Here is a 19,365-nt window from a genome sequence, read left to right as displayed (position 1 = left end):
ATCGCTGCGTTTCTTGGGGGCAGGCCACTGTTGCCCGGCATGTACGAATTTCGAAATGTATTCGTTTACATTTGATGCGCCGTTTCCCGCTACACCCGGCACAGGCTTTCCGCCCAGCGTTTAACTGGTTGCTTAACTCATTTGCTTAAAAGGGGAGGGGGCAATTTTTCGATGATCATCGAAAAAATATTCAACAATAACGCCATCATTGCCAGAGATGAGGAGCGCGAGGAATTCGTCGTGATGGGGCGGGGCATCGCTTTCAAGAAAAGCGCGGGAGACGAAGTGGATAAGGGGCTGATCGAGAAGGTGTTTATCCTTAAGCAGACGGAAGCTTCCGAAAAATTCAAGCTGCTGATGGACGACATCCCCACCGAATACGTATCGCTATGCTACGACATCATCGAGTACGGAAAAAACATGCTGCAAACCAAACTAAGCGATTTTATCTACGTTGCCCTGACGGACCATATCTACAACGCGTTCCGGCTGCACGACCGGGGGCTGGCCAACGCCAACCCGCTAATCTGGGAGATCCGGAAGTATTACCCGAAGGAATATAAGGTCGGGCAAAAAGCGCTGGAGTTCATCGAGGAGGTGACGGGAAAGCGCTTGCCCGAAGATGAGGCGGGAAATATCGCGCTCCATCTGATCAACGCCCAAATGAACGACGGGAAACGCCAAGTAGCCGATGCGGCCGGTCATACCCAGAAGATCCGCGATATTTTGAATATCATCAAATATTCGTACAATATCGAACTTGACGAGCAGTCGGTGAGCTACGAAAGGTTTATTACGCATTTGCGCTATTTTTTCCAACGTTTAAACAAACGGGAAAAGGTCGAGACGCTGGATCATTTTTTGCTGAAGCAGGTTAAAGCCAAGTATAAGCAAGCTTACGATTGCGTGCTGAAGATCGAGAAATATTTGGGCATGCCGCTTTCCGACGAGGAAAAACTGTACCTGACGATTCACACGCATCGCGTAACGCAAAGAGAAACCGAATAACCGGAACGGATCGTTACTGGTCATGCAGGCGAAACCAAACGGGGCGGCGAAGCTGCCCGTATGGTTTCGCCTTTTTTATAAATACTAGCAAATAATTAAGGAGGAGCAGCGATGAAATATGAAGCATTGGCGAAAGCCATTATCGAAAACGTAGGCGGCAAAGAAAACGTAGCCAGCCTGACCCACTGTATAACCCGGTTGCGTTTTAAGTTGAAGGATGAGAGCAAGGCCAACACGGAAGTGTTAAAAGCGATGGACGGTATTGTCACAGTCATCCAAAGTGGCGGGCAATACCAGGTCGTTATCGGTAATCACGTACCCGAAGTATATGCGGATGTGGCCGCAATCGGCGGCTTTCAGGAAGCGGCGGCGGAGCCGTCCGGGGAAAAAATGAGCTTGTTCAACAGATTCATCGACATCATCTCGGGAGTGTTTCAGCCGACGCTGGGCGTCTTGGCCGCCACCGGGATGATCAAAGGGTTCAACGCCTTGTTCTTGGCTCTGGGCTGGCTCACGGCCGCTTCGGGAACATACCAGATTCTAAACGCTATAGGCGATTGTCTGTTCTATTTCTTCCCGATTTTCCTCGGGTATACGGCGGCGAAAAAATTCAACGCCAACATTTTTATCGGCATGGCTATAGGGGCTTCACTCGTGTATCCGACGCTCAGCAGCATTATGGGGTCGGGCGAGCCGCTGTATACCTTGTTTAGCGGCACGATCTTCGAGTCGCCGGTGTACATTACTTTCCTGGGCATTCCGGTTATCCTGATGTCCTATTCGTCAACCGTTATTCCGATCATCGTCTCCACGTATGTCGGAGCGAAGCTGGAAAAACTGTTTAGAAAGATTATCCCCAGTGTCGTCAGAACGTTTCTGGTTCCTTTCTTCACCTTGCTGGTAGTTGTTCCGCTGTCGCTCATCATCATCGGTCCGCTTTCGACCTGGGCCGGCCAACTGCTCGGGCAAGGCACATTGTTCCTTTACAACTTAAGCCCGGTGATCGAAGGCTTGTTGATGGGTGCGTTCTGGCAAATATTAGTTATTTTCGGGCTGCATTGGGGAGTTGTGCCGATTGCCATCAACAATCTGGCGGTGCTCAAGCATGATCCGATTCTCGCCGGCACGTTTGGCGCTTCGTTTGCCCAGATCGGCGTGGTATTGGCCATTATGCTGAAAACGAAAAGCGCGAAATTAAGATCGCTGACGATCCCGGCTTTTATCTCAGGGATTTTCGGAGTTACGGAACCGGCGATTTACGGGGTTACTTTGCCGCGGAAGAAGCCGTTCATTTTAAGCTGTATTGCGGCGGCGGCAGGCGGCGCTATTCTTGGCGCCATGGGCAGCCAAATCTATATCATGGGCGGTCTGGGTATATTCATGCTTCCCAGCTTTATTGGTCCGCAAGGCATGGATGCCGCATTTTATGGGGCCATCATCGCTATGGCCGTCAGCTTCGTTTTGGGCTTCCTGCTGATGTTCTTCGGCGGTTACAAGGATGAAGAGGATGATGCCAAGCCAAAAGAGGCCTGCAATACCGAAACGCTGGTGAAGCAGGAGACGATTGGCAGTCCGCTCAAGGGAACGGTAAAACCGCTGTCGGAAATCGCGGACGAGGCGTTTTCTTCGGGGGCCATGGGCAAAGGGATCGCCATTGAACCGGCCGAAGGCAAAGTCGTCGCTCCGGCCGACGGGGTGCTGACCTCGCTGTTTTCGTCGGGACACGCGATCGGAATCACCAGCGACCACGGCGTGGATATCCTGATCCATGTGGGCAAGGACACCGTAAAGCTGAAAGGCAAATATTTTGCTCCCAAAGTCAAACAAGGAGATCAGGTCCGCAAAGGCCAGGTACTGATGGAGTTTGACGCCGAAGCGATCAAAGCGGAAGGATATGATATAACCACGCCTGTGATCATTTCCAATACGGGCGATTATTTGGATGTCATCGAAACGGAACGGAAAGCGGTCGATTATCAGGACGATTTGCTGACGGTGGTCATTTGAGGCGGCGGCCTTAAGGAAATTGGGAAATTCAATAATTGGGGAGGAACGTACGAATGGCATATACGGCTAATACGGCTATAGCTTTTCCGGAAGGTTTTCTGTGGGGAGGCGCTACGGCGGCCAACCAGATCGAAGGCGGATACAACGAAGGGGGCAAGGGGCTGAGCACGGCTGACGTAATCACCGCCGGCACCCATACGACGCCGCGGCGGATTACGCCGGTACTGGAGCCGGACGCCTATTATCCCAGCCACGAAGCGATCGATTTTTATCACCGTTATGAGGATGATATCAAGTTGTTCGCCGAAATGGGCTTTAAGGTGTTCCGCATGTCGATCGCCTGGTCGCGGATTTTCCCGCACGGCGACGACGCCGAGCCCAACGAAGAGGGCCTGCGGTTTTATGACCGGGTGTTCGCGGAGCTGAAGAAACACGGGATCGAGCCTTTGGTGACGATATCCCATTACGAGGCCCCGCTGCATCTGGCCCAGCAATACAACGGATGGACGAACCGCAAACTGATTGATTTTTACGTGAAGTATTGCGAAGTGATTTTTAACCGGTATAAAAACGTAGTCAAGTATTGGCTGACCTTTAATGAAATCAATATCCTGACCATGCCGTTCGGCTCCTTTATCGCCGGCGCCATCATGCCGGAGGAGGGGGCCGAGCTGGGGCAAGGGGCCAAAACGGATCAGCGGCTCTTGTATCAGGCGCTGCACCATCAGTTTGTCGCCAGCGCTAAAGCCGTGAAGCTGGCCCATGACATCAATAAGGATTTCAAGGTCGGCTGCATGATCGCCTATATGTGCTCCTATCCGCGGACATGCCACCCCGACGATATCCTGCTGGCCCAGCAAAAGGATAACCTCAGCAACTTCCTGTGCTCGGACGTGCAGGTGCGGGGAGCCTACCCCGGGTTCGCCAAGCGGTATTTCCGGGAAAACAACATCGAGATCGTGATGGAGGATGGGGACGAGGAGATTTTAAAAGCGGGCTGCGTCGATTTCTACACTTTCAGCTACTACTCCTCGGTTTGCGTTAGCGCCGACCCGGAGCATGAACAGGTGGGCGGAAATTTATCGCTGGGGCTCAAAAATCCCTACCTGCAAGCCAGCGCCTGGGATTGGCAAATTGACCCGACCGGCTTGCGCTGGTCGTTGAACAACATCTACAACCGTTACGAAATTCCGCTGATGGTGGTGGAAAATGGTCTTGGCGCGGCCGATACAGTGGCGGAAGACGGCTCGATTCACGACGATTACCGGATCGAATACCTGCGCGAGCACATCAAGGCGATGAAGGAAGCGATCGCCGACGGGGTGGACCTCATCGGCTATACCCCCTGGGGCTGCATCGACCTGGTCAGCGCCGGAACCGGCGAGATGAAGAAGCGCTACGGCTTTATCTACGTCGATAAAGACAACGAAGGCCGGGGCACGCTGGCCCGCTCCCGCAAGCAAAGTTTCCACTGGTATAAGCAGGTAATCGCCTCGAATGGAGAGCGGCTGGAGTAAGGACCGGGCGCTGCCGGCAGGTGGCGTGTAAATGGGTTGCAAGTGGCGTGTAATTGGTGTGGAGCATAACAGGCGACTTGCAGCGTATTCTATTGGATATTTCCAATGAGAGCTGTCTTTATCTTGACCTGTATCGTCGATCAAAAACCGTCTCAAGACTGCATCGAAAGTCTCGGGACGGTTTTTTTGAGATTCTGGAATTTATAACTCAACTTTGAAAGCTTGAGGTTAGGGAAGTGGGGGGGCGGCAGATCAACACTCGCTGTCCGGAGACTTTGCACGATTATCCCGTTTGATCAGGTAGCAGAGAGAAAGACAAGCTCGGGAGAAAAAATATTTGGTGGAGAAGCAGATAGGTTCGAAATAATTTAGACGGGCTTAGGGGAAGGAATCAGGTTTAGGGAAGGTGAAACAGCCTAGACAATAGAGCAAGACAGGAGATCAAGGATAAGACGCGAAGGAAACGAAAAGACCGTGATTTTGCTGTAGCCTAAACCCTTCCGTCTGCAGCAACGCCCGTACTGTTCATGCTAATCCCACCCATTAAATTGATCTACAACAAGTAACCCCTACCGTTCCAGCGTCACGATCAGGCCGCAACCGCAAGGGGCTGGTTCGGTTGGCGCGCGATCAGCCGGCGGTAAGGGATCGCCGGAATCGCCACACACATGCGCAGCAACTTCTGCCGCATCGTTTCTTCCGCTTTGGGCAGGCGCAGCCGGCGGCGTACGGTGTACTCGTTCAGATACGCCTGCAGATGCTTCAGTCCCAAGGCTCCATACGTACTCTTCAGCGATTCCCACGCCTCTCTCACCACTCTCCGCAAGGGCGCATACAGCCGAAAGGCCTGAGGGAACGACTGCACCGCCGATGTACGGACATCCACATGCCCATTGATGAACGCGGTTAGATCGTGACGGTCTGCCCTTTTTTCGCCTCCCCGCTTATGCGGCACCAGGCGGATTTTGACCTGTTCCGGCTCGCCCGACTCCGTGACCGTGCAGCCGGCTACGACCGCCGAGGCATACGGATGCGAAAGCTGACACCTGGACGGATTACGCCCATACTGATCGCTGTTCACCTTCACGTCTCCGGAAAGCAGCTCCCGGGCATCGAACTCCCCCACGGCATGGCGTATTTTGTGCAGCATTGACCAAGCGGTCTTGTAGGTGACCCGGACCACCTTACTCAGCCGCAGCGCCGAGATGCCTCCCTCAAGCAGGAATAAATCCAGGGCCTCGAACCACTTGAGCAAGGGCAAATGCGTTCCTTCAAAAATCGTGCCGACCAAAGGCGACGTTTGATGCTTGCACTTTCCGCACTCGAATAAGGGGATATGCCGGGAAGTCAGACGGCTGCACCGGGTGTGAGCGCAGCGCGGGCAGACAAAGCCGCTTGGCCACTTCATCGCGATCAGCGCCTCCATACAGTCCTGCTCGCTGTTAAAACGGCTGCTGAATGGCTGAAGTTCCGTTCCCGCATTGATCTCCATGTTTACTCGCCCCCGAATTAAGAATATACGAACATAAGTTCCGTTTATTTCATTATACCAAACATGCGTTCCCTTATCAAGCCGAAAATCTCACCTGAACCGCCTCATTTTTTCCTAATCTTTTTTTGTTTTTTCTTCTCTTTTTTTGGAACCCATGATTTGCTTTAGCCCCACCCTTTGTTCCCTGAACGAAAGGAATAATCGTGCAAAGGCAGGCAGCAGGCAACAGGCAACAGGCAGGAACATCAAGACACGAACCCTTTAAACAGTCTCTTTAGACAACCCCTCACCTGGTGTCGATTTGTGACACGGCTCGAAACGGCTACGGTGCAAAAGGTAGATACACTGACCCCGCCGGATCGTGGCGCCTCTACATCGTTGACGCTAGAGCCGAAGTACTCAGTGCTTCGACTCTGAAAAAAGGGGAAGGGTTCTCGGAGTAGAACCGAAGAGGGAATAGATAAGGACACGACTTTAACGGAGGGTGCCCCCCATACAACATTCCCTCAAGTCGATCCAAAGTCGAAGTTAGAGTCATTAAAAGGGGCTGTCAGGCGGTTTTCTTAACCAGCCGCCTCGCACCTATTGATCCCGGCCGCCAAAATAGTCGAGCAAGGCCTGAAGATCGCGATGCGCCGGGTAGCGGGCCAGGCGGCCGATGATTTCCTGCGCCTCGTCTAAGTAGCGGCTGCTTAGGCGTTCGGTTTGCTCCAGCGCGCCGCTCGCCTGGATGGCCGCGACGACAGCTTCGACTTCGGCGGCTGGGCTTGCCGCCGTGATCGCCCGGATGCGGGGGGCGAGCCGTTCGTCCTGCAGCGCAAACAGCACGGGCAAGGTGATCTGGCCGCTGCGCAGGTCGCTGCCGGCCGGCTTGCCGAGCTGCTCCGCCGATTGGGTGAAATCGAGCACATCGTCGCGGATTTGAAACGACATGCCGAGCTTCTCCCCAAAGGCGTACAGCAGCTCGGCCGTTTCCGCGTCCGCCCCGGATGCCTGGGCACCGGTCTGCAAGCAGGTGGCCATTAGCTGCGCGGTTTTGTTTTTCGACTTTTCCAAATACTGCTCGATCGTCACGCTGTAATCGTAAAGATGAGCCAACTGCTGATATTCGCCCAGGCATAACTGCGTCGTAACCAGGGAAGACAAATTGTACGCGTATTTGTCCCGGTCCGCCGAGTAAACGGAGATCAGCTCGATTACCCTGGCCGACATGTAGTTGCCCACATGCAGCGCGCCGCTCACGCCCAGCTTTATATGCATCGCCTTCTGCCCGCGGCGGACCGGGGAATCGTCGATGATGTCGTCGTGAATCAGGGAGGCGGCGTGGATAAACTCGGCGGCCGCGGCCAAACGCCAAATTTTTTGCTCATCCGGGGCGGGGCCGAAGCGGCTGCCGACGATGACCATCAGCGGGCGGACACGCTTGCCGCCGGAGCGGATAAGTTCGATGATGCTTTTGGCAAGCTGCGAGGCGCGGGGAACGTCCCGGTCAAATTTGACCATATTTTCGATTTCCCGGTCTACCGCTTTTAAAGAAATGTCAAGCGCCTCATGAAGTTTCATGGAAAGCCCCTCCTTGTTGTCGTTTCCCGTGAACTCGTATTCTCAAGGCTAAACCGCAATGTCAATCTAAATCGCCCGGCCGGTCGTGGTCCGGTTCAAATCCAGCTGCAGGAACAGTTCCCAGCCCTTAAGCAGCCGTTCGTCTTCGGCGCGTCCTTCCGCGCGTTTGATTTGAATTTGTTTGATAATGGGGGCCAGATGGGACAGGAGATCGTATTCCTCCCACTTGAGGCATAAACCTACGTAAAAACTGTATAGATAGTCGCCGTCCAGCACCAAACGGGTCAACTCTTCGCCCGCAGCCGCATGATCGCACCGGCTGTGGCGCTGAAGGGCGAGCTTGATTGCGATGTAAATGGTCAACAAACGGCGCTGGCGCACCCTAGGTATATCGTATTGTTCCAGGAGGTTCGCCAACGGTTCGACTTCTTCTGCCGTTATATCGGGATGAATGCCGGCCTCGGGCGATAATTCGCCTTGCAATAAACGACAAGCGTCTTGGAAGAGTATAGGTTTCATAAGGACACACTCCTTGGTATGCGGTAAGCTTGCAGGGAACAAGGGCCACTGACTCGGCAATAATAGAAAAAGGGGAGTAATGCGCGGCTTATGCGCCCATTACTCCGGATTATTCGTCAAGGGGGTGAATTGCTGGTTGTCACTTGCTATGGTTGCTATTCGGTGTACAAATACCATCTTCGTACCAGCGGGATTTTCTTCCACTGTTTCTTGAGCCAAGGCAGAACGTAGTAATCCAGGCCAAACGCGCTGCCCGAACCGCCGATTAGGGCGACGCCGGCCGTCATGTACCACAGCATTTCCGCGGAAGCCATGCTGGAGGACCAGATCATGACGCCGAGGGCGACGGTGGCCGCCGAAGCGATCGCGGTGAAGAGGCCTACGATAATCATGACGCCAAGCGCGATTTCCATGAATACCATGAAGAACTGGAACACGGTGGCCAGCGCCGTATATCCGCCGTCGGAAGTATAGAAGAACACGTCCATAAACCAGCTGACGATGGATTTGATAAATCCCGGCACAGGCAGCGCCGTGACCGCGGTCGAAGCGCTCTCTACGGCCGATGCCGCAGCTTGGGCGTCAACCGTTTCCGTAACTTTGCCGGCGGCTTCGCTGGCCGCGGATACGACGTCGCTGGCCTGCGGTGGAGCCGGAATCAGGAAGATTTTCGAAGGTTCCTTCATAATTTTCGGCAGCTTGTCGAGACCTTCTTCCAGCCATTTGTAGCCGACGAAAAGGCGCAGCGGCAGCAGCCAGAAGTTCGGCGAACGTTTGGCGAAATGGCCGCCGACGAAACTTCTGCGGTTGTTCACATGGAAAAATTCATGCATCATATAAGTCCAGACTTTCGCAAAGCCGGCCACGGTGAACAGATAATACATATTGATCATGTGCTTGCTGAGCATGGCCATAAAGCCGCTTAACATAAACATTTTATTCGGCAGGCCGACATTCGCCACACCGTAGCGGCTGCCGATGCACACCATCGTCCCGTGGAATCCCGGCTTATAGGACTTCTTCGGTTTGCCGTGGACGTCCGCGTAAATGTTATGCGCAATCAGCGGGCCGGCCTGCTCGGCGTTTTCCACCATTTGCGGCACCGGACGGGTTTCTCCCTCCGGAATGTAAAAAATGTTGTCGCCGACGACGTACACATCTTCGTGATCGATGCTTTGCAGCTTGTCATTGGTGACGATCCGCTTGCGGCCTTCCTGCTTCACGTCGAGCTTGCCGACGAGTTCGGAGCCTTCGACGCCGGCCGTCCACACGATTGTGTCGGCTTCCAGCTCGCCGCGGTCTCCGAGCTGTACGCTGGCTGGCGTTACGCCGGTGATTTTCGCGCTCGTGATGATCTCCACGTTCATTTTATGAAGGCGTTTGGCCGCTTTCTGAATGAGCTTGTCGGGCAGGATCGGCAAAATCTTCGGCGCCATATCCGCCACGACAAGCCGGACTTCGCCCGCGTCGATGTAAAATTCCTTGCACAGCTCGTCGCGGAATTCCGCCAGTTCGCCGACCAGCTCGACCCCGGTAAACCCGGCCCCGACAACGACGAAGGTAAGCATCTTCCGCCGTTTGACCGGATCGGTCACTTTGGCCGCTTCGCTGAACATGCGGCGAACTTGCTCTTTAAGCCGCACGGCATCCTCGTAGGACCACAAGGTCAAGGCATGCTCCTCGGCGCCCGGAATTCCGAAAAACGTCGGTTTACAGCCGGTGCCGATCACGAGGTAATCGTAGCTGTACGTATTTTTCGCCGAACGCAGCTTCTTGGCGCCAAAATCGATGTTGTCGATGGAATCGAGCACCACGTCCACCTTTTGCCCGGCAAAAATCTTCTTGAGCTCGATTTTGACCGAGTCCTCCGGAGCCCGGTTGGCCGCGACCTCATGCAATTCGGTCAGCAGCGTGTGATAGGGGTTTCGGTCGATGAGCTGGATTTGCACGTCCTTGTCTTTCTTGAACAGTTTGGCCAGATGCTTGGAAGTGACGACACCGCCGTAACCGCCGCCCAAAACGACTATCTTTTTCAAGAGGTTCACCTTCTCGTATAGGTTGGTTGTAGTTATTTCGCTTGTTCAAGTGCCTTGGCAACCAGATCGAAATAGGATTTCAAGCTGATCGATACGCCGGAAATCGCGTCGGTTTTGCCTTCTTCATTAAAAGTAAGGGAAGCCGGGTCCTGTTTTTCCACGAGATACGCTTCCGCTTTGGCGGCTTCTTCGTGCCATTCCGCTTGGGCGCCGCCGGCTTTCATGCCGTATTTGCCGTCGATCGAGTTTTGTTTCTTGTCTTCGCCTTTGTCGTTGACGCCGCTGAAGTTGACTTTAATGATTTTGCCTGCGGCCACCACGACGTCCGCGGTTTCCTTCCAGCCGGAATGCGGATCGAACGCGTCGCCTTCGGCGTGGTAGGTGCCGTCTTTGTAGATGCCCGGTTCCACCGGTCCGGCGGCGAGCGCTTTATCCGCGAGGTTAAAGAAGTCGCTCACATGAATGGAAACGCCGGAAATCGCGTCGGTTTTGCCTTCATCGTTCAAAGCGGCCGCTTTGGGATCCTGTTTTTCGAGCAGGAATTGCTCCGCCTTTTCGGCTTGTTCATGCCATTCGGAGGAAGCGCCGCCGGCTTTCATGCCGTATTTGCCTTCTTTGGAATAAGTCGCTTTGTCGACCGGAGCCTTTTCGCTGATCGCGTTCCATTTCGCGTCGGTGATTTTGCCGCCGGACACGGTCAAAGTCACGTACGATTGCCAGCCGGAGTCCGGATCGACCTCGCCGATCGCGTAATAGACGCCATCCTGATGTTGGCCTTGTTCGGACGAAGCCGCGGAGCCGTTGCCGTTTGCGCCGTTTTCCGCCGTTGCCGGGGCGGTGTCCGCAGGTTTCGCACTGCCGTTCCCCGCCGGGGCGCCGGAGCCGCAGCCTGCCAACAGCCCTAGTACAAGAGCGCTGCTGAGTAAGAGTGATGCTTTTTTCATGATAGAACCCTCCATTTAAAAGATGTTATATATTAAAATGTGAAGACATTTTAATAACGAATAGGGTTGGAAGCCCGCCGGATAGCCGATCGGACTAGGCCTAAAGGAGTCTTATAACCTTTGTTCGAAGGCATTTTAGCATATAAAAAAATAGGTTAATGTGAAAAAAATCACGTACATTGTGACATAAAATAACCTTGCAAAATGGCGTATGTGCCATCATGCAAGGCTTCGCAGGTTTAAGAGCAATTTTCAATAATTTGAAATATTTATTTTTAAATTGCCAAAGTGACGTTTGATCCGTTCGTGCGTTTGGGGTCCTAGAATATACAGATACAAAAAGAAAGGAGTTTTAAACAAAAAGTTCCAGATAATATCTGAAATGCGGTCCGGTTCATGCCGATAATACAGGAAGCGGGCGTTACCCGACAATTTGCGAATGGAAGGCGGAACACGCCGTGACGGTATACAGAACTTTTATTCGTCGTCTCATGCTTAATTATGCGGCCGGCTCCTTTCTGGCGGGCATTGCGATTGCGAGCTTGATTTTCGCTGCGCCGCTGGATGTTTCCCGGGAAGAGTACATCTGGCTTGCAGGAGTGCTTTGCGTATCGGTCTGCGTCATGCTCCTGCTGGAAGGCGCCGTCTTTTATCTGCAGCTTAAACCGGTCAGAAGCGCCTTTCTCGAGGAGATCGGAAGCTTTCAGGTTCTGCAAAACGTATATATCAGAGTGCACCGGATGCCTTCCCTGGCCGTAAAACGCATTCTCGGGCCGCATCTGCTCGGCCTGGTCGTGCCCGGGGCTGTGTTGTCGCTGGAGCTTGCGGCCGCCGGCCGGATCACGATTCCTTCCTATTATGTGCTGCTCGCCTCCCTGGGCTGCGTTCTCGTCTGCGGCATGCACGCATTGATCGAGTTTTATTTGACCTCCTATGCGGTGCGCCCGGTTTTGAAGGAGCTTAGCGCCTGGAGCCGCAAATTGTTCGGCAGGGAATTGACGCTGGGCGGAAGGGTATTTGTTCCCGTATCGCGAAAGTTAAAATGGAGCTTTTTTCTGATCGGCGCCTCCCCGCTGCTGCTGTACAATCTCTCCGTCCAGTTCCGGCTTCAGGACTGGGGGTACGGCGCTTACGCATACTGGCAGTGGGCGGGATATATCCTGGCGGTCGGCCTTGGCTTCGCCTTCATTGGCTCCAGGCTGATGGCCCGGGAAATCATGCTGCCGATCCAGCATCTGTACGAGCGCATGGCCGAAGTAAAAACGGGGGATCTCCGCTCGGAGGCCGCGGATTTGTATTCCGATGAGTTTTCCCGGCTCGTGTCCGGGTTTAATCATATGCTGCGGGGGCTTAGGTCCGAGGCGGCGCGCAACAGCCAACTGGTCGACAGCTATTTTGCCACCTTGGCCGCCGCTTTGGACGCCCGCGATCCGTATACGGCCGGGCACTCCTTGCGGGTGGCCGAATACGCGGTGAAAATCGGCCGGCTGGCCGAATTGCCGGAGGAGCGCATCGACGAGCTGCGCAAGGCGGCGCTTCTGCACGACATCGGCAAAATCGGCATCCGCGACGCCGTGCTGCTGAAGGAGGGCCGGCTGACGGATGAAGAATGGGAGCAGATCAAACAGCACCCGGTGCTTGGCGAAGCCATTCTGAAGCAGATCGAGCCGGCGGATGCCATGGCTCCTTTTTTGCCTGGGGTAAGATCGCATCACGAGCGGTATGACGGCAAGGGCTATCCGGACGGGCTTGCCGGGGAAGATATCCCGCTGTTTGGGCGGATTATCGCGGTGGCGGACGCTTTTGATGCGATGACCTCGGACCGCCCTTACCGCAAAGGTTTGGAGCCCAACCAGGCGCTCGAGATCCTCGAGCAGGGCCGGGGAAGCCAGTGGGATCCGCATTATGCCGAGCTGTTTGTAAATGCTTACCGGAGAGGAATGGAGAAGGTCAATCCCGGGTAATCGCTTATACATACATTGAACCGACGGGGGTGGGAAGCCTGTGAGCCTGGGGAACACGCTTCTGATCAATTTGGGAATGCTGATTGCAGTCGCTTATGTGACCAATGTGATGCACAAATATGTATTCAGGAATCTTTCGCCGCGCTTCAAGTACATTCTGTCCGTTCTGGTGATGATTTTGGCGGGCTGGATTTGCATCAAATTCGGATTCTCGCTGGATGACCGGATCATTTTCGACCTCAGGATCGTTCCGTTGATCATTGCGACGCTGGTTTATCCGCACCCGCTTACCCTGCTGACGATCGGGCTCGGGATCGGCTTGGTGCGCTTATCGTTTGGCGTAAGCGACGCCGCGCTCTTCGGGTTTGTGAACTTGACGGCGCTCGGAGCGGTTTGCGCCGGCCTGCGAGTTTGGTTTAACCGCGCCAAGCAAAGCTTTGCCTTTATGGGGATTGTCACGATCCTGGCCGTTAACGGCATAAATTGTTTGAACACTATTCTTTTCGGGGTTACCCCTATACATACCTATCTGTTTAAAATTATGCCGATCATGCTCCCGCTCGCCGTGCTCTTTAGTTTTGTATTTGCCTTGATTCTCCGCGATTTTCAGATGGGACATCGGCAAAATTTGGAGTTGAAGCACGCCAACGAGCTGCTGCGAAAGCAGACGGACGAACTGCATAAAGCGAAAATCGGGCTGGAGGACCGGGCCAAGCAGCTGACGCTCGCCAACGGCTATAAATCTGAATTTTTAGCGACGATGTCGCATGAGCTGCGGACGCCGCTGAACAGCATTATCAATCTGGCGCAAATCATCGCCGAAAGCGAGGACGTCGGGGACGAACTGCCGGAGTATGGACGAATCATCTACAAATCGGGCCATGACCTGCTGCAAATTATCAACGACATCCTCGACTTGTCCAAAGTGGAGGCAGGACGGCTCGAAATCATGGACGAGGAAGTGGTGCTGACGGAAGTGGCGGACTGGATGCGGGTTCATTTTGAACTTATTGCCTCGCAGAAAAAGCTGGACTATGAGGTGCGGGTGGAAGAAGGGCTGCCGGAAACGATCGTTTCCGATCCTCACCGGATCGCGCAAATTTTGCGGAACCTGCTCTCCAACGCTTTTAAGTTTACGCATCAAGGAAAAGTGACGCTCAACATCCGGCGGGCCGCGCTGGGCGAAGTCCCGCAAGGGGAATGGCTCGTGTTTGCCGTAGCCGATACCGGGATCGGCGTTCCGAAGGATAAGCAATCGGCCGTGTTCGAATCGTTCCGGCAGGCGGACGGATCGATCAGCCGCAGATACGGCGGGACGGGGCTCGGCCTGCCGATCAGCAGCAACCTGGCCCGCCTGCTCGGAGGATTTCTGCGCATGAAGAGCGCCGAAGGGGAAGGCAGCGTGTTCGCCCTTTATCTGCCCCTGCAGCCGGCGGAGACACAAAGAATGGAGACAAGTCTTGCCCAAGGCAGATGAACATCGCTACAATAGATGAAAGTATAGAAGTTGAATTATTGATTGTGCGGATAGATGCAAACGGGTAATTCAACTTGAGAAAGGGATGGATATAAATGGACAAACAAGCGATTTCAACAACTTCTGCCCCTGGGGCGATCGGGCCGTATTCGCAAGGGGTCGGGCTGGGCGATCTGGTCTTTACTTCGGGCCAACTGGGCCTTGTGCCGGAAACCGGACAATTCGCGGAAGGCGTCCAGGCGCAGACCGCGCAGGCGCTGCGCAACGTCAAAGCCGTGCTGGAAGCGGCCGGCAGCGGGCTGGACAAAGTCGTGAAAACGACCGTGTTCCTGAAAGATATGAACGATTTTGCCCAAGTAAACGAGGTATACGGATCGTTTTTCGCCGAACCGTATCCGGCGCGCAGCGCCGTCGAGGTGGCCCGCTTGCCCAAGGACGGTCTCGTCGAAATCGAAGTCATCGCCGTAAAATAAAACAGCAAGCCGAGGGAGCCCGGGCATATGCGGGTTCGTATCCGCCTTGCCTGAAGCCGCCGGAGGAGAAGCGAATCTCCTTATGGCGGCTTCAGGTTTTATATAACCCGGTTTTCGTATAAGATGGTAGTAGAAAAAATTGGCTGGAAACAGGAAATCGACGGGAGACCATCATGAATCAACGTCTATATGGAATATGGCTGGGGGACGTTCTGTTCTGCTTCTCCGGTGAAATATCTGAAGCTAAGGTGGATGCATGGACCTCGGTGATGAGGCGCGTGGAGCCAGAGCCGGGCGTCCGCCCGTTCGGGCATGCCGCGCTGCGCCTGGCGGAGGTCCGCTTTCCGGTTTCCTCCGTCCGCAAATCGTTTAAGTCCGGAGATCGTAAAAGCCTGATCGGCCGCACGCTTGAAGGTCTGGCGCTGCCCGTCCCGGAGGCCTGGAGGCTTCTGCTGGGCTGGGAGAAGACCGACTGGGAAGGGCAGGGGATCAAGCCCGGGGCGGAGATGGGTTATTGGAGCAAGGCGGCGCAGTTTGCGCTGGAACTGCTATGGCGGGGACGGATCGCGCCCGGAAGCAGGCCGGTGCCGGCCGCCGGCCGGCGCCGCGGCGCCCAGGCCCAGCTGCGTCCGGCCTGGGGGCCGCTGCTGACGGCGGAGCGGGATGCGAAGCGGTTCCGCCAGCTGGCCGGTTCCATGCCTCCCGTCTGCCTGGCCGCGGTGCAAACCGGCGCCGCCGAAGAAGACGGTCCGCTCCTCGACCGGCAAATGTCGGTGCTGCATTCTTTTCTGATGGCGATGATCGATCATGAGACCAGGGCCGCGGCCGGGGAGCTTGGCCGGAAACTGAATCCGAGCCGCGCGGATTACCGCAGGGGCTATTCGCCGCTGGCCGAGCTGTGGTGGAACGGGCTGCTCAGCGGCGGACAACCTGCGGACGTTCAGGGAAGCGCGGCGGAGCTGGAGCAGTTGACGGAGGAGATCGCCGAGGCCGGAGGCGGCCGGCCAAAGTCCCCCGAGCGGGAAGCCGGCGCGCCGGAGACGGGGAGCTTCCGCTTGTGCCTGCGCATCGAACCGGCGGGGGAATACGGGCAAGGGACGGAAGACGGGGAGCCGGACCATCCGCAGTGGCGGCTGACGTTTTGGGCCGAAGGGGCCGAGGATGCCGAAGTTCTTCTGCCGCTGCGGCTCATTTGGAGTTATCCGCAGCGGGATATGGAGATTCGCGGCCGGCTCTACCGGAATGTTCAGGAGCATGTGCTGCTGCGGCTGGCCAAAGCGGCGGAGGCGTCCCCGGAGATCGCCGCCGCGCTTGAGGGGCCGCGCCCGGAAGGCTTGCTGCTGGCGCCGGAGCAGGTGTTTTCATTCCTTAGCAAATCGGTGTCAACCCTTCGTAAAACCGGGGTCACGGTGCAGATGCCCTCGCGCTGGACCCGGGAAGGCCGCCGTACTTCCGGCGTCCGCCTCAAAGCCCGGGGCTGGGCGGGTATGCCGGGGGACGGCGCGCAGGAAAAGCCCCGGATGGGCGTTGAGCAGCTGGTCGCGTTTGAGGCGGCGGCGGTCCTGGACGGCCGGGAAATTTCGCGGGAAGAGCTGGCCGAGCTGGCTGCGGCGAAAACGCCGCTCGTTTTTTTTCGGGGTGAATGGATCGAGATCGATAACAAGGAAATCCGCCAGGTTCTGAAATTTATGAAACGCCATGAAAACGGCGCGCTGACGTTCCGCGAATTGATGCACCTTTCGAGCGGAGCCGGGGAAGCGCTGTTTGAGGGTGTGGAAGTCGAAGGCATCGAGACGGCGGGAATGCTGTCCATGCTCATCGAAGGGGGCTTGGCCCGCAGCGCCGGACACCTCCGGCCGGTCCCCCCCGGGCTTAACGGCACGCTGCGGCCGTATCAGGAGCGGGGCTACCAGTGGCTCGCCGCGATGCGGGAGCTGGGGTTCGGCGCCCTGCTTGCCGACGATATGGGGCTCGGCAAAACCGTGCAGGTTATCAGCGTATTGCTGGACAATGCCAGCCGAGGGGGCGGTCAATCGCTGATCGTTTGCCCGACGTCCCTGCTCGGGAACTGGCAGCGCGAATTAAGCCGGTTCGCCCCAAAGCTCAGATTGTACGTCCACCACGGCAGCGGCCGCTGCCACGGGGAGCGGTTCGTCGCGGCGTGCCGCGGCTGCGACGTGATCCTGACCACCTATCAGCTTGCCGGCCGGGACGCCGGGGAGCTGCGGGCGCTGGAGTGGGGCACGGTGGTGCTGGATGAAGCCCAGTACATTAAAAATTTCGGCACCAAGCAGGCCCAAAGCGTAATGAAGCTGAGCGCCGTCCATCGGATCGCCATGACCGGAACGCCGGTGGAAAACCGGCTCAGCGAATTGTGGTCGATCTTTCATTTCCTCAATCCCGGTTATTTGGGATCCCATGCGTCTTTTCGCGCGCGTTACCAGGCCGGTTCCGGCGAACAGACCGGCGAGCTGCAGAAGCTGCGCCGATTGGTCGCGCCGTTTATGCTGCGCCGCCTGAAAAGCGATCCGGATATCCGCAAGGATCTGCCGGAAAAAATCGAGCTGAAATCTTATTGCCCGCTTTCGGCGGAGCAAGTCCGTTTATATCGCTCGGTCACGGAGGAACTGATGGCGAACATCGGCAGGCGGGACGGTATCGCCCGAAAGGGGCTGGTGCTGTCGTCGCTGACCCGGCTGAAGCAAATTTGCGATCATCCCGACCTGGTTGCGGAAAGAGCCCGCGCCGGCAACCCGGCCCTGCGGTCCGGCAAATTGGAGCGGCTCGGCGACCTGCTGGACATCATTACGGACAGCGGGGAAGCGGCGCTGATTTTTACCCAATATGTGCGGATGGGCGAGCTGCTGCAGGAGATTTTGGCCGACCGTTACGGGGAACGGCCGTTTTTCCTGCACGGCGGCGTGGCGAAAGCGGATCGGGACCGGATGGTGCGCCTGTTTCAGGAGGGCGGCGGCTCGCCGCTGTTCGTGCTGTCGCTGAAAGCCGGCGGCGTGGGGCTGAATCTGACGCGGGCGAACCATGTCGTCCACTATGACCGCTGGTGGAATCCGGCGGTGGAGAACCAGGCCACGGACCGGGTGTTCCGGATCGGGCAGGAGAAAAACGTCGAAGTGCATAAGCTGATTTGCCAGGGGACGTTGGAGGAACGGATCGATGAGTTGATCGAGCGGAAAAAAGCGCTGTCGGAGCAGGTCGTTGGCTCCGGCGAGCAGTGGCTTACGGAAATGAGCGACGACGAGCTGCGCAGCCTGATTGCGCTGCAAAATGACGGCATCTTGGAAGGAGGGATCGGATGAGCCGCGCGGGATCGTTAACGGAGGGGAGGGGATGCTCCCTGAGCCTTACGGCAGACGGGCTGATCTGCCAAATCGATGGGAAGCATGCGGTGACGCTGCCCTTGGCTCCGGCGGCGGAGCGGGAGCGGGCGGGCCGCGCCCTGCTGCGGCGGCTGCAGGAGCGGCCGCGCGAGCTTGCCGCGCTGCTGGAGCGCGGGGCCGCCGGAATCGCGGCGCTGCTGCCGGAGCGCCCGCCCTGGCGCGAAGCCGCGGGGCGGGATGGCGGCGGTGGCAGCTATGGCGACAGCGACGGCGGAAGTAGCGGAGGCAGCGACGGCAGTGATAGCAGCAGTAGCGGTGATGGCGGCTATAGTGGCGGTAACAGCGGTGAAAGCGGTAGCGATGGCAGCAACGAAAGCGGTAGCGATGGTGGCAGCGGAGGCAGCAGCAGCGGCAAAGGCGGAGGCAGTAGCGATGGCAGCAGCAACAGCGGCGGAGGCGATGGCAGCAGCGGCGTGCGCTGCGCCTGCGGCGTGCCCGGCTGCGCTCGGGCGGCCGAGGCCGTCGCCGCCGCCGAGGCGGCCTGGGCGCGCAACGCCGTGCTGCGCCTGAAGGCGCTCGGCTGGACGACCGAGACGCTGGCCGCCGCCGTGTGGGACGCCTGGGCGGCCGCCGCGCCGCTGCCGGACCCCGAGGCGGCGCTGCGCCGGGCCGCCGGGCCGCGCGAAGGCGAGCGCCGGGCGTCCGGGCCGGGCGGCGGCGCGGCCCTGGCCGAGTGGCTCGCCGAAGCGGCGGAGCAGGGCCGGCTGCACGAGCCGGGGCCGGAGTTCCACGACATCGGCGTGGAACTGGGCCGCCCGGACGCGGCCGGCGAGCCGCCAGGTGGCCCGGACCCGGCGGCGTGGGCGGCGCTGCTGCCCGGCGTGCCCGGCGCGGCCCAGGGGCTGGCGCTCGTCGCCGCCCAGGTGCGGCAGCGGGCCGAGCGGCTCGCCGCACCGCTGCGCGGCAGGCCGCGCTGATGCGCCGCCCGGCCTACACTGACGGGCCCGCCCGCAGCGAGCACTGACGT

General features: G+C 57.2%; 13 protein-coding genes. 8 read left to right on the top strand and 5 right to left on the bottom strand.

Annotated features, from left to right (window positions below; translation table 11 throughout):
* The first annotated feature begins 171 nt into the window (after positions 1–171).
* From licT to DYE26_RS18965, 3 genes are all read left to right on the top strand, one after another.
* On the top strand, positions 172–1,008 hold the full coding sequence (gene licT / locus DYE26_RS18975; RefSeq protein ID WP_036626352.1) for a BglG family transcription antiterminator LicT: 837 nt from the start codon (positions 172–174) through the stop codon (positions 1,006–1,008).
* Positions 1,009–1,119: 111 nt separating this feature from the next.
* Entirely contained in the window at positions 1,120–3,015 is a 1,896-nt protein-coding gene (locus DYE26_RS18970; RefSeq protein WP_036626351.1) for a beta-glucoside-specific PTS transporter subunit IIABC, read from the top strand.
* 53 nt (positions 3,016–3,068) lie between these two features.
* Positions 3,069–4,532, top strand: coding sequence for a glycoside hydrolase family 1 protein (locus DYE26_RS18965; RefSeq protein ID WP_036626350.1), 1,464 nt, complete (start codon positions 3,069–3,071; stop codon positions 4,530–4,532).
* 589 nt (positions 4,533–5,121) lie between these two features.
* Here DYE26_RS18965 and DYE26_RS18960 read toward each other — a convergent pair.
* From DYE26_RS18960 to DYE26_RS18940, 5 genes are all read right to left on the bottom strand, one after another.
* The gene (locus DYE26_RS18960) at positions 5,122–6,024 is read right to left on the bottom strand and encodes a transposase (protein WP_115311248.1); all 903 of its coding nucleotides are present in this window, start codon (positions 6,022–6,024) and stop codon (positions 5,122–5,124) included.
* A 582-nt stretch (positions 6,025–6,606) separates the two neighbouring features.
* A complete protein-coding gene (locus DYE26_RS18955) occupies positions 6,607–7,587 on the bottom strand; it encodes a polyprenyl synthetase family protein (protein ID WP_036626347.1) in 981 nt (326 codons plus the stop codon).
* Positions 7,588–7,653: 66 nt separating this feature from the next.
* Positions 7,654–8,106 (bottom strand): hypothetical protein, encoded by a 453-nt coding sequence (locus DYE26_RS18950; RefSeq protein WP_036626345.1) that lies wholly within the window; start codon positions 8,104–8,106, stop codon positions 7,654–7,656.
* Positions 8,107–8,261: 155 nt separating this feature from the next.
* Positions 8,262–10,142: an FAD-dependent oxidoreductase gene (locus tag DYE26_RS18945; RefSeq protein WP_036626342.1), complete on the bottom strand. Its 1,881-nt coding sequence runs from the start codon at positions 10,140–10,142 to the stop codon at positions 8,262–8,264.
* Between the two features lie 32 nt (positions 10,143–10,174).
* On the bottom strand, positions 10,175–11,086 hold the full coding sequence (locus DYE26_RS18940) for a hypothetical protein (protein WP_036626339.1): 912 nt from the start codon (positions 11,084–11,086) through the stop codon (positions 10,175–10,177).
* Between the two features lie 458 nt (positions 11,087–11,544).
* Between DYE26_RS18940 and DYE26_RS18935 the strand changes: the two genes are divergently transcribed.
* The 5 genes from DYE26_RS18935 (at position 11,545) to DYE26_RS18915 (ending at position 19,315) form a co-directional block, all read left to right on the top strand.
* Positions 11,545–13,050, top strand: a complete 1,506-nt coding sequence (locus DYE26_RS18935) for an HD-GYP domain-containing protein (protein ID WP_036626337.1) — start codon at positions 11,545–11,547, stop codon at positions 13,048–13,050.
* A 40-nt stretch (positions 13,051–13,090) separates the two neighbouring features.
* Entirely contained in the window at positions 13,091–14,527 is a 1,437-nt protein-coding gene (locus DYE26_RS18930) for an ATP-binding protein (RefSeq protein WP_036626336.1), read from the top strand.
* 95 nt (positions 14,528–14,622) lie between these two features.
* The gene (locus DYE26_RS18925) at positions 14,623–15,000 is read left to right on the top strand and encodes a RidA family protein (protein ID WP_036626334.1); all 378 of its coding nucleotides are present in this window, start codon (positions 14,623–14,625) and stop codon (positions 14,998–15,000) included.
* A gap of 173 nt (positions 15,001–15,173) precedes the next feature.
* Positions 15,174–18,317, top strand: coding sequence for a DEAD/DEAH box helicase (locus DYE26_RS18920; RefSeq protein WP_036626333.1), 3,144 nt, complete (start codon positions 15,174–15,176; stop codon positions 18,315–18,317).
* Complete coding sequence (locus DYE26_RS18915) at positions 18,314–19,315, top strand: hypothetical protein (protein WP_115311247.1); 1,002 nt, start codon at positions 18,314–18,316, stop codon at positions 19,313–19,315. Before DYE26_RS18920 ends, DYE26_RS18915 begins: the two co-directional genes overlap by 4 nt.
* Positions 19,316–19,365 lie beyond the last annotated feature (50 nt).

Origin of the sequence: Paenibacillus macerans (assembly GCF_900454495.1) — a bacterium.
Classification (GTDB): domain Bacteria; phylum Bacillota; class Bacilli; order Paenibacillales; family Paenibacillaceae; genus Fontibacillus; species Fontibacillus macerans.
Note: the sequence above shows the minus strand (reverse complement) of the source record. Positions and strands in the feature narration are given on the sequence as shown.

Bases quoted from the DNA above. Each gene is read 5' to 3' on its own strand.
- licT (WP_036626352.1), top strand. From the start codon at position 172: ATGATCATCGAAAAAATATTCAACAATAACGCCATCATTGCCAGAGAT.
- DYE26_RS18970 (WP_036626351.1), top strand. From the start codon at position 1,120: ATGAAATATGAAGCATTGGCGAAAGCCATTATCGAAAACGTAGGCGGC.
- DYE26_RS18965 (WP_036626350.1), top strand. From the start codon at position 3,069: ATGGCATATACGGCTAATACGGCTATAGCTTTTCCGGAAGGTTTTCTG.
- DYE26_RS18960 (WP_115311248.1), bottom strand. From the start codon at position 6,024: ATGGAGATCAATGCGGGAACGGAACTTCAGCCATTCAGCAGCCGTTTT.
- DYE26_RS18955 (WP_036626347.1), bottom strand. From the start codon at position 7,587: ATGAAACTTCATGAGGCGCTTGACATTTCTTTAAAAGCGGTAGACCGG.
- DYE26_RS18950 (WP_036626345.1), bottom strand. From the start codon at position 8,106: ATGAAACCTATACTCTTCCAAGACGCTTGTCGTTTATTGCAAGGCGAA.
- DYE26_RS18940 (WP_036626339.1), bottom strand. From the start codon at position 11,086: ATGAAAAAAGCATCACTCTTACTCAGCAGCGCTCTTGTACTAGGGCTG.
- DYE26_RS18925 (WP_036626334.1), top strand. From the start codon at position 14,623: ATGGACAAACAAGCGATTTCAACAACTTCTGCCCCTGGGGCGATCGGG.
- DYE26_RS18920 (WP_036626333.1), top strand. From the start codon at position 15,174: ATGAATCAACGTCTATATGGAATATGGCTGGGGGACGTTCTGTTCTGC.
- DYE26_RS18915 (WP_115311247.1), top strand. From the start codon at position 18,314: ATGAGCCGCGCGGGATCGTTAACGGAGGGGAGGGGATGCTCCCTGAGC.